This window comes from Rhodococcus sp. PSi06 (genome assembly GCF_054960675.1).
In genome coordinates, this window is the sequence record NZ_JBHNYO010000034.1 from 1 (window position 1) to 679 (window position 679).

Sequence of the window (679 nt, forward strand, 5' to 3'; positions counted from 1 at the left end):
TGCACCGCTCCCCAGAAGTTGGACTGAGTAATTCAGTTCCGACTACTGGGGAGCGTGTGTATGCGTGTACGAAGTTCACTTACCGAGGATCAGCGGGTGGCGGCGGTAGCGTTGTTCGAGGATGGTCTCGGTGCCGTCTCGGCGGCTGTGAAGGTCGGTGGCGGTAGATGCGCTGTGGTCTTGCTCTACGACCGGTGGCGGGTTCGAGGGAGGAATGCGTTGGTGGAGAAACCGGATCGGCAGCACTTCTCGTTCGAGTTCAAACTTGCTGTGGTGCAGCGTGTTCTAGCGGGTGAGAACAAGATCGAGTTGGCCCGCGAGTACGGTCTGTCGTCGGCGAGAATCATCGACCCGTGGGTGCGGGGATATCGCCGCGACGGCGACGAGGCGCTTCGCCCGAAGCGGGCGGGACGTCGACCGGTACCGGGAGTCGATCCCGGGGAGGCCAGCGAGCTCGACCGGCTGCGTGAGGAGAACGAGCGGCTGCGCACTCAGGTGGCGTATCTGGGAAAATTGCGGGCCTTGAGGGAACAGGGACGACGGTGAAGGTTCTCGCTGTCATCGCCCTCAAGGCGCAGTACCGCCTCGATGTGTTGCTCGACGTCGCAGGCCTGGCCCGCTCGACGTTCTTCTACCGTCAAGCGCAGTTGCGTCGACCCGACCCGACGGCAGCGTTGAA

General features: G+C 63.0%; 1 protein-coding gene. It reads left to right on the plus strand.

The window, feature by feature from the left end; all coding sequences use genetic code 11:
• Positions 1-60: 60 nt before the first annotated feature.
• Entirely contained in the window at positions 61-546 is a 486-nt protein-coding gene (locus tag ACFI9K_RS24910) for a transposase (RefSeq protein ID WP_462665983.1), read from the plus strand.
• Positions 547-679 lie beyond the last annotated feature (133 nt).

Bases quoted from the DNA above. Each gene is read 5' to 3' on its own strand.
- ACFI9K_RS24910 (WP_462665983.1), top strand. From the start codon at position 61: ATGCGTGTACGAAGTTCACTTACCGAGGATCAGCGGGTGGCGGCGGTA.